Annotated in this window: 8 protein-coding genes and 1 rRNA gene (1 of these 9 only partly in view); 4 read left to right on the plus strand and 5 right to left on the minus strand. The window is 66.6% G+C overall.

What is annotated here, in order from left to right:
• Together rrf and G9E11_RS11055 are read left to right on the plus strand one after the other, a co-directional pair.
• A 5S ribosomal RNA gene (rrf, locus tag G9E11_RS11050) occupies window positions 1–91 on the plus strand (it extends 24 nt beyond the left edge of the window).
• A 151-nt stretch (window positions 92–242) separates the two neighbouring features.
• Window positions 243–1097 (plus strand): SDR family NAD(P)-dependent oxidoreductase, encoded by an 855-nt coding sequence (locus G9E11_RS11055; RefSeq protein WP_190605535.1) that lies wholly within the window; start codon window positions 243–245, stop codon window positions 1095–1097.
• 107 nt (window positions 1098–1204) lie between these two features.
• Here G9E11_RS11055 and G9E11_RS11060 read toward each other — a convergent pair whose 3' ends face one another.
• The 5 genes from G9E11_RS11060 to G9E11_RS11080 form a co-directional block, all read right to left on the minus strand.
• The gene (locus G9E11_RS11060; protein ID WP_190605537.1) at window positions 1205–3349 is read right to left on the minus strand and encodes a putative bifunctional diguanylate cyclase/phosphodiesterase; all 2145 of its coding nucleotides are present in this window, start codon (window positions 3347–3349) and stop codon (window positions 1205–1207) included.
• A gap of 137 nt (window positions 3350–3486) precedes the next feature.
• Window positions 3487–4869 (minus strand): UDP-glucose dehydrogenase family protein, encoded by a 1383-nt coding sequence (locus G9E11_RS11065; RefSeq protein ID WP_190605539.1) that lies wholly within the window; start codon window positions 4867–4869, stop codon window positions 3487–3489.
• Window positions 4870–4943: 74 nt separating this feature from the next.
• Window positions 4944–6122 (minus strand): glycosyltransferase family 4 protein, encoded by a 1179-nt coding sequence (locus tag G9E11_RS11070; RefSeq protein WP_190605541.1) that lies wholly within the window; start codon window positions 6120–6122, stop codon window positions 4944–4946.
• An 80-nt stretch (window positions 6123–6202) separates the two neighbouring features.
• Window positions 6203–6451 (minus strand): hypothetical protein, encoded by a 249-nt coding sequence (locus G9E11_RS11075; RefSeq protein ID WP_190605544.1) that lies wholly within the window; start codon window positions 6449–6451, stop codon window positions 6203–6205.
• A gap of 38 nt (window positions 6452–6489) precedes the next feature.
• Window positions 6490–7926 carry a flotillin family protein gene (locus G9E11_RS11080; protein WP_190605547.1) on the minus strand — a complete coding sequence of 479 codons (1437 nt, stop codon included), beginning with the start codon at window positions 7924–7926 and terminating at the stop codon, window positions 6490–6492.
• A gap of 291 nt (window positions 7927–8217) precedes the next feature.
• Between G9E11_RS11080 and G9E11_RS11085 the strand changes: the two genes are divergently transcribed.
• Both G9E11_RS11085 and G9E11_RS11090 read left to right on the plus strand, forming a co-directional pair.
• Window positions 8218–8427 (plus strand): hypervirulence associated TUDOR domain-containing protein, encoded by a 210-nt coding sequence (locus G9E11_RS11085; RefSeq protein ID WP_190605549.1) that lies wholly within the window; start codon window positions 8218–8220, stop codon window positions 8425–8427.
• 5 nt (window positions 8428–8432) lie between these two features.
• Window positions 8433–9728 (plus strand): NAD(P)/FAD-dependent oxidoreductase, encoded by a 1296-nt coding sequence (locus tag G9E11_RS11090; protein ID WP_190605551.1) that lies wholly within the window; start codon window positions 8433–8435, stop codon window positions 9726–9728.
• Window positions 9729–9989: the final 261 nt, after the last annotated feature.

Consider the following 9989-nt stretch of genomic DNA (forward strand, 5'->3'; position numbering starts at 1 on the left):
GCCCGGTCCCATTCCGAACCCGGAAGCTAAGACCCACAGCGCCGATGGTACTGCACCCGGGAGGGTGTGGGAGAGTAGGTCACCGCCGGACACTATTTACGGCTCAGGCCCCGACACTAACGTCGGGGCCTGACCCATTTAACACCCTCCCCCCGGCTGGGGAACATGTCCTGGCCGGGCGCCGTTGTAGGAGGGTAACCGTCTCGTGGATCAGCGGATCAACCCCCAGCAAAGGACACCTTATGCCCCAGCGCACCATCATCATCACCGGCGCCAGCGATGGCATCGGGGCAGCGGCCGCACGGAGCCTGGCCCGGTCGGGTGAGCGGATCGTCGTCGTCGGGCGTTCACCGGAGAAGACTGCAGCGGTGGGTGCGGAACTGGGCGTGGACTACTTCGTCTGTGACTTCGCGGAGCTGGCGCAGGTGCGCGACCTGGCCGCGTCGCTGCGGAAAAGGTACCCGCGGATCGATGTGTTGGTAAACAACGCCGGCGGGATCATGCGCGGCCACGAGCTGACAGCCGACGGCCATGAGAAGACGTTCCAGATCAACCACCTGGCGCCGTTCCTGCTCACGACCGAGCTGCTGGACATTCTCACCGCCAGCCGTGCCACCATCATCAATACTTCGAGTGCTGCCAACGGATTCGGGCGGCTGGATCTGACGGATCTCAACTCCGAGCGGAGCTACTCGACAAACCGCGCCTATGGGACCGCGAAACTGGCGAACATCCTGTTCACCGCGGAACTGCAGAACCGCTACGGGAAGGACGGCATTGCGGCGGCCGCCTTCCACCCCGGCGTCGTGGCGACCAATTTCGCTGCGGAGTCCACGAGCTGGTTCCGCCATGCCTACAAGACTGTCCTAAACCGGTTCCTGCTCTCGGCCGAGCAGGGTGCTGACACGCTTGTCTGGCTCGCTACTTCCACGCCCGGACGCGACTGGGTGCCCGGCGCCTTCTACGTCAAGCGTGTGCTGGCGAAGGCCAACAAGCAGGCCTACGACGCCGAGCTGGCAAGGGACTTCTGGGACCGCAGCCTGGAGCTCGTGAGTGCAGGCGAACCAGTGGACGCGTCCGAACTCGACAACGCCTGACGTCGGCCGGCCCCGTAGGGACGGGCTTCGGCTAGGGCTTGGTGCGAGCGGCGAAAGATGAGGGAGGGTCCGTCCAAACACGGCGAAAGCTGAGGGAGGGTTTGAACTCAGCGGCGGAGGCGAAGTCCCTCAAGCGCCCGGAGCGCCTCGGCTGAGCGACGGATGGCCTGATCGAGGCCGCTCTCAGATTCAGGAACCGAGAACAGGAAGCCCTGCAGCGCGTCGCACTGCAGGTCCGTTAGGTAGGCGGCCTGCTCGGCAGTCTCGATGCCCTCCGCGGTGACGCTGAGGCCCAGGCTGTGGGCCATGTTGATCATGGAGCTGAGGATCGGCAGCTTCTCCGCGCCGGTGCGGACCATGGAGACGAAGGACTGGTCGATCTTCACCGCGTCCACAGGCAGGTCCTGAAGCCGGCCCAACGACGAGTAGCCGGTGCCAAAATCGTCGAGGGCAACCCGCACGCCGGCGCTGCGCAGACTCGCGAGCTGGCTGATCTCGTGATCGTCGGGGTCGAAAAACACGCTCTCCGTCACCTCCAGCACCAGCTGCCCGGGGTCCATGCCGTGGGATTCGGCCGTGCCCAGCACATTGCCGGCGAAATCGCGGTCCCGCAGCTGAACGCCGGACACGTTGACGGCCAATGAACGCTCAGCGCCGCCGGAAAGCCAGGCGCCTAGCTGAATAAAACTTTCCCGCATCATCTGCTGGCCGATCGCTGAGATCAGCCCGCTGCGCTCCGCCGTCGGAATGAACTGCGTTGGCGGGACATTCCTGCCGTCGCGCTCCCACCGGGCCAGGGCCTCGAACTGGATCACCTCTCCCAGGTGAGGCGAAACAACCGGCTGGTAGCTCACCCGGATCTCGTCGTTGTCGACGGCGAGCCGCAGCCCCGCCTCCATGTCGGTCCGCTGCACCAGGGCCGTCATCATCTCCGGCTTGAACCGCATGTACCGGTTCTTGCCGGCGGCTTTGGCCGCGTACATCGCCACATCCGCGCGGCGCAGCAGCTCCGACGCCGCCACCGCGTCCGCGCATAGCGACGCGATCCCCAGGCTCAGGCTGGGCCGCAGCATGGACCCTTCGATCCACACCGGGACATTGAGCGAGTGCACAATGCGCTCCGCGACGGACTCGGCATCAGCAGATCCGGTCAGGAGCACGACGAACTCGTCACCGCCCAGCCGGGCCACAGTGTCATCCGGCCGGACGCAGGCCCTCAGCCGGCGAGCCACCTCCACGAGCATCTGGTCTCCGGCGGCGTGGCCAAGGATGTCGTTGACCTCCTTGAAGTCGTCCAGGTCCAGGAGGAGAACGTCGACGGCGGTACTACTGCGCCCGTGCAGCGCCTCGGACAGTTGGTCATGGAACAGCTTGCGGTTGGCCAGCCCGGTGAGCGGATCCTGGAACGCCATGGCTTTCAGCTGTTCTGCCTGTTCGGCCAGATCCGCCATCGCTTGCCGGGCCTGCTCCTGCGCCCGGCGCCGCGGCGTGACATCCCGGAAGCTCCAGACCCTGCCCACGACGACGTTCCCCACCCGCTGCGGCCGTGAATACCGTTCGAACGTGCGGCCGTCGAGGAACTCCAGGGTGTCGTGGCTTTCGGCGGTCGGGCGAGCGTACAGTTCGTTGACCTTGTTCAGGAAGCTCTCGGGGTGCGAGAGCTGGCCAAGCACGAAATCAATCACCGCTGCATCGTCGCCCGCGGCCATGAGGTCACGGGGAATGCCCCACATCTTGGTGAACTGCTCGTTGATGCCGGCGATCTTGCCGTCGGCGCCCACCACCAGGATGCCATCCGCCGTCGACTCCAGCGTGGCGCTGAGCAGCGACATCGCCTCCCGCAGCTCGGCGTCGGCCTCCTGCCGGTGGAACGTGGCCCGGACCGCCGCTACCAGCGATGGGCCGTCTTCGGACTCCAGTAGCGAGCATGCCACCTCGCCGTGGAACTCCGTGCCGTCGCTGCGCAGCCCGTAGGACTCGAAAGGGGTTTGCGCGGCCGCGATGTCTCCGGACTCGCTGCGCAGGGCGGCAAAGAGGCGGTCGAAGCCGCTGCGGTAGCCTTCGGCGAGGAGCATGCGGTGGTCCTGGCCCACGAGCCGCAGCCTGCCGTAGCCAAAGAGACGTTCCGCAGCGGCATTAACCTGCGTGATGACACCATCGCTGCCGACCACCAGGACCGCGTCCGGCAGGGAATCGAACAGGGCGGCGTAGCTGGCTGCCGTCCCCTCAGGGCGTGCGGAAGCCGCCGTCATGCGACCATAACGTGAGACCGCGAGAAACTCATTGAGCGTCCACCCCCTCAGCAAGATCGTACCGCTGATCGAGCTTGCCGAGATGGAGTTCTGGCGTAGGTCCTTGGTTTCGGCAAGCTCAATCAGCGGGCCCAGACTCAACCAGCCGAGACGTGCCCAACCACCGGCGCCGCCTGGGTGCCGAGCCCGCGCACCGTCCAGCCTTCGGCCTGCCAGGCCGCCGCGTCCAGCACGTTCCGTGCGTCCAGCACCGTCCGGCGTCGTACCAGCTGCCCGACGGCAGCCGGCGACAGTTCGCGGTACTCGGCCCATTCGGTCAGCAGCAGCACCAGCTCGGCACCCTCGAGTGCCTTCGTGGCACAGGCCTCAAACCGCAGTTGCGGGTAGCGCATCCATGAGTTGTTGATGGCCTTCGGGTCCGTCACCGTCACGTGCGCCCCGGCAGAGGCGAGCCGGAGCGCGACGTCGAGGGCGGGGGAGTCACGGATGTCGTCCGTGTCCGGCTTGAACGCCGCGCCGAGTACGGTGACCGTCCGGCCGGCGATCATGCCGCCGCAGAGTTCCCGGGCAACCTCCGCGGTCCGGGCCCGCTGGCCGACGTTGATGGAGTCCACCACACCCATCCAGTCGTCCACGGACCGGACCTCCAGCGCGTTCGCCTGGGCCCGGAAACTGCGGATGTCCTTGGGCAGGCAGCCCCCGCCGAACCCCAGCCCGGCGTGCAGGTAGCGGTTGCCGATGCGCGGATCCATGCCCATCGCCTCGCTCAGTTCGGTGACGTCAGCGCCGGCGGCGTCGCACAGTTCCGAGATCGCGTTGATGAAGCTGACCTTCGTGGCCAGATAGGCGTTCGACGCCGACTTAATCAGTTCCGCCGTCGCGAAATTGCACACGAGCCGCGGGATGCCGGCGCGCAGCAGCGGCTCGTACACCGCGTCCAGCACGGCCGTCACACCGCGGGCAGCTCCCTGCGCGCCGTCGCTGCGGCGCCCGAACGCGCCATCCTTGCCGCCGGGCACGCCGTACACCAGCCGGTCCGGCACCAGCGTGTCCTTCACCGCGGTGCCCTGCCGCAGGAACTCCGGATTCCAGCCCAGCAGCACGTCCGGCCGCGCGGCGAGCATGCGCCCCAGCCGGTCAACGGTGCCCACGGGCACGGTTGATTTGCCGACGACGGCGGCACCCCGGCTCAGGTGCGGAAGGAGACTCTTGGTGGCGGAGACCAGGTAGCTGAGATCGGCGCCGTCGGAGGTCTTGGACTGCGGCGTGCCCACGCAGAGGAAGTGCAGCTGTGCGCCTGCGGCGTCCGTGAAGTCCGTGGAGAAGCTGAGGCGGCCGGTGGCGCGGCCGTCGCGCAGGAGCTCGTCGAGGCCTGGCTCGAAGAAGGGGGCCCGGCCGCCGGCGAGCTGCTCGGCCCGGGCCGGGTCGACATCGATCCCCATCACGGTGTGGCCCATGGAGGCGAGGGTGGCAGCATGCACGGCACCGAGGTAGCCGCAGCCGATCACGGAAATCTTCACAGGGTGGCTCCTTGGGTGGTCTTGGTTTCTGGTTCGAGGAGCGATGCTGGCTCCGGCCGCGATCCGTTGAATGACTATGGGCCCACGCCGACAGGGTTCCCTGGCCGAGCTTGCGAGGCTAGGGTGTCGGTGGGGAGGGGGGTGCCGGCAATGGCCTCCTTGTAGTGCCGCACCAGCTCCGCGCACAGGGCCTGCCACGTCCGGCCCTGGACGGAGGTGTAAGCTGCCGCCGCAAACGCACGGCGCTTGGCGTCGTCGCCCGTCAGGTCCCTAACATGCCGGCGCAGGCCGGCCAAGTCACCGGGCTCGTAGAGCCAGCCGGTGCGGGAATTTTCCACCAGATCCAGCGGGCCGCCGCGGCCAGTGGCCACCACCGGCACGCCGGATGCCATGGCCTCCTGGATGGTCTGGCAGAAGGTCTCGAACTCGCCCGGGTGGACGAACAGATCGAATGACGCCATGGCTCGGGCCAGATCCTCGCCGCCGAGGAAACCCGTGAACGCCGCGGTGGGGAGGGCCTCCTCCAGCGCCGCCCGCTGCGGACCATCGCCCACGATCACCAGGCGGGTGCCCGGAACGTCTGCCAGCACGGCGAGGTCCTCCACCTGCTTCTCCACGGCCAGCCGGCCGACGTAGCCGATGATCCGCTCGCCGCCAGGGGCCACGGAAACCCGCCAGCCGTCGTCGCGCTTTCCCGGCGCAAAACGTGCAGTATCCACACCGCGCCGCCACATGCCCACCCGCAGAATCCCGCGGCCGCGCAACTGGTTCAGCGCGAAAGTGGACGGCACCAGCGTCCGGGATGCCAGGAGGTGAATGTTTTCCACCCGGTTCCAGGCCCAGTTCTCCAGGAACGGCACCCCGTACCGGGCGGCGTAGCTGGGAACCTCGGTCTGGTAGATGGCGACGGTGGGGATCCCCAGCTGGTGCGCGGCCTGCGCCGCACGCCAGCCGAGCACGAACGGCGACGCCAGGTGGACCACGTCCGGTGCGTAGTCGGCAAGGATTCTCTTGACCCGGTACACACCTCCCGGCGCTACCCGCACGTTCGTGTAACCGGCCAGCGGAACGGAGGGCAGCCGGTGCACAAACGCGCCGTGCACAACGTCCAGAACATCAGCGTCCGACGTCGACGGCGCAATCACCAGCACCTCATCGCCCCGCTCCTGCAGATGCTCAAGCACCCGCAGGATGGAGTGCGTGACTCCGTTCATCAGCGGCAGGAATGATTCGGCAACGATAGCGATCCTCACACCTCAACGGTGTTCCTGCCGTCTAACCGTGCGGGGGAGCGAGCGTGACCGGGAAAGGAAGGTTGGATTAACAGGCGGGGCTACCGTCCCTCGTGACGGAGAACGTCCGGCAATTCATCCACGAAGACGGTCTGCGGCGGTTCGAAGTAGATGACCAGCACCTCGTCACCCACTGTGAAGACACTGACCTTGTCGAACGGGTGGGCGTGGAAGGCGCTGGTGCCGCCTCGGTAGGCGAGCATGACCTCGCCCACGGTTCCGGGGCCAATCTGCCCGCTCACCCTGCCGATCTTCCCGGTCAGGGTTCGGTCGACGTTCCTGTGCGCCATGTCCCTCGGCTTTCCCCGTGCTTCCCTGGGCGACGGTTCTAGGCGCCGGGCTGCTTCGGCGGCTGCTTGGCATGGTTTTGCCCGTTCTTCAGCGCACCTGACAGCCGTGGCAGGAACGAGCCCGCCTGGGTGATGATCCCGCCCACCATGCTGTTGAGGCCGTCCGCGCCGTTCAGGACGGTGAGCTGGTCCACGTGTCCAAACGGCTCGGCCGCCGCCGCCACAATGGACGGCATGTTCTCCGCCAGCTGCTGGGCAATGACGGCGTCCTGGTTGCTCTCCAGCGCCTCGCCGCGGGCCTTGATGCCCTCCGCCTCTGCCAGCGCCTTCGCCTTGATGGCGGACGCCGCGGCATCGCCGCGCGCCTTGGTGGCCGCCGCCTCGGCCTCGCCCGTCACCCGGGTGGCTCCGGCAATGGCCGCAGCCGCGCTCGCACTGGCCTGCGCTTCCACTTCCACCCGGCGGGCATTGGCCTGGGCCTCGAGTTCCGTCCGCTTGGCTCGGGCTTCGGCTGCGCTGATGTCCGCGGCCTTCTGCGCCTCCGCCTCGGTGCGCTGTGCGTAGGCCTTGGCGTCGGCAGGCTTGCGGATGGAGGTCTGCAGCTTCTGTTCCTCGCGGTCCGCCTCGAGCTTTGCCACCTCGGTTTCCTGGACCACCACCTGCTGGCGGGCGGTGGCGTCTGCCAGCGGGCCGGCCTGTGCCGCATTGGCCCTCGCGCGCTCCGCGTTGGCCTGCGCGGCCGACTGCTTGATGGCGGACAGGCTCTGGGCGTCGGCAACCTGGGCGGCGGCCTCGGCTTCCCGCTCAGCGGCCTCGCGGTTGCGGGTGGCCTCCGCAATGCGGGCCTCCATCTTGACCTGGGCGATGTGCGGCTTGGCGATGTTCTGGATGTAGCCCGTCGGGTCCTGGAGGTCCTTGATCTGCAGGGAATCAACTACGAGTCCCAGCTTTTCCATTTCCACACCGCTCGCGCCGCGGACCTGCGACGCCAACTTGTCGCGCTCGCGGATAATTTCCTCCACGGTCATGCTGCCAATAATGGAACGCAGGTGGCCCTCGAAGACGTTGTACACCTGGCTTTCCATTTTGGGCTGCTGGCCAAGAAACCTCCGGGCGGCATTGGCAATAAAAGCCGGGGCGTCCCCGATTTTGTATATGACTACGCCTTCAACGATCACCTGGATCCCCTGGGACGTGACGCAGGAGACCTTCAGCTCCGTCTCGTTCAGGGTGAGGGACAGCGTCCGGACGGTCTGCAGGCCCGGAACCACCAGTGCGCCCTTGCCGGTGACGATCTTGAAATCCATCCCGTCGGTGCTTTCCAGGGTGCCGCGCGTCAGACCGGAAATTATGAGGGCCTCGTTTGGCTCGGCCACTTTCCACATGAGTTTGACGGCCAGCCAGACAACCAGAATGCCCAGAAGCACCGAGACAACAATGATGATCAGCGGCAGGATGGCTGGCAGGTTCTCCATGGCGGTGTCCTCTCAGAGCGAAGGCCGAATGAGGTTGGGCCTTACCCCACAAAGGCGGCATGACCAGCTGTAATAGACAGTCTGGTGGTGCGCCGGGGCATAGTCCAGCGATTCCGGCGGCCGAACAAGAGTGAGCTCTCAGGCACATCAGATCGGCGCCGGCTCTGGCCGGTCACTGCCGCCGGCTGTAGTGTCGGTCCTGATGGCCGACGCCGGTCCCCACCGCCAGATCCAGCTCGCCAGATCCTGATCCACCAGATCTCGAACCCCACCCCGACTCGAGGAGCACGCGTGGCACTGACCAAGGGCACCGAAGTGGAGTGGAACACTCCACAGGGAAAGACCCACGGCAAGATCATCGAAAAGAAAACCAGCGACTTCGAGCTCGACGGCCACACCCACCTGGCCAGCGATGACGAACCGCAGTATGTTGTGGAGTCCGCAAAGTCGGGGGCAAGAGCCGCGCACAAAGCGGGCGCCCTGACGGAAAAGAAGGGCTGATTCCCATGGCACCGGAATCAGGTCCTCCGCGTTCCAGCACACCGCCCGTTCCGCCGTCGACCGGGAACCGTGCTGAGGCCGCCGGGACCTCCGGGCCCGCCAGCGGACGACGGCGGTACAACGTGCTGGTGGTCGGCGGCGGTAACGCCGGTATATCGCTGGCCGCGCGGCTGCGGCGCTACGGTGTCCGCGATGTCGCGGTGGTTGAACCCAGCGGCAGGCATCTGTTCCAGCCGCTGTTCTCGCACATCGGGGGCGGCACCGCCGAGGCCGCCGAAGCCGTGCGCCCGCAGGAGTCCGTCATGCCGAAGGGTGTGACGTGGATTCCGGACAGCGCCGTGGACATCAAACCGGAAACGAACACTGTGGAACTGGCGTCCGGGATTCGGCTCAGCTACGGCCACGTGGTGGTGTGCCCGGGCCTGCAGCTCGACTGGCACAAGGTGCCTGGCCTGGCGGAGGCCATGGATTCGTCCCATGCCTCCTCGAATTATGTGTATGAGCTGGCTCCCAAGACCTGGGCCCTGCTCAGCGGGCTGAGGAGCGGAACGGCCGTTTTCACCATGCCTTCGGGACCGGTCAAATGCGGCGGCGCCTCGCAGAAGCCCATGTATCTTGCCTGCGACTACTGGCGCCAGCAGGGAGTGCTGTCCAACATCCGGGTGGTCATGGTGGTGCCGACTCCCACGGTCTACGGCGTGCCCGGCGTGGACGAGGAACTGAACCGCAAGATCGCCGAGTACGGCATCGAGCTGCGGTGCAACAGCGAGGTGACCGCCGTGGACGCGGAGGCCCGCGCCCTGCAAATCCACAACTCCGCCAGCGGCTCGAGCGAGAGCCTCGCCTACGACGTACTGCACGCGGTGCCGCCGCAGTCGGCGCCTGACTGGCTCAAGAACACCGAATTGCCGGCACCGGGTGACGACGGCGGCTTCGTGGAAGTGGATCCGGAGACGCTCCGTCACCCCAGGTATCCGAACGTCTGGTCCCTGGGCGATGCCGCCGGCACCAAAAACTCCAAGGCCGGGGCGGCGCTGCGGAAACAGACCACCGTGCTGGCGAAGAATCTTAAAGCGGTTACCAAAGGTGAGGAGCCTAAGACCAAGTACAACGGCTACTCCGCTTGCCCCTTCACCGTGTCCCGGTCAACTGTGGTGTTCGCCGAGTTCGACGACGAGTACAAGCCGATGCCCACGATCCCCAAAGTCGGAGTGGCGAAGGAGCGGCATTCCACCTGGATCCTCGAGCGCGACCTTTTCCCTGGAATCTATTGGAACCTGATCCTGAAGGGCCGGGCCTGAGCCCGCGCTACTGCCTGGCCCGACACCTCCATTCAACACCTGACCGCAAACAGCTGACCACAGACAAACGGCCGGCCCGCGTTGAGCGGGCCGGCCGGCGTCGTACTTGGACTCTTTAGTTTGTTATCGGCGTTACGTGTTTTGGACGTGGTCCTTGGCGTCCGTGGCGGTGGCTTTGACGTCGGAGGCGGCGGTTTGGCCTTCGTCCTTGACGTGTTGGGCGGCGTCGGTGGCGGTGGCCTTGACGTTTTCCATGGCGTC

Origin of the sequence: Arthrobacter ipis, assembly GCF_014694315.1 — a bacterium.
Lineage (GTDB): Bacteria > Actinomycetota > Actinomycetes > Actinomycetales > Micrococcaceae > Arthrobacter > Arthrobacter ipis.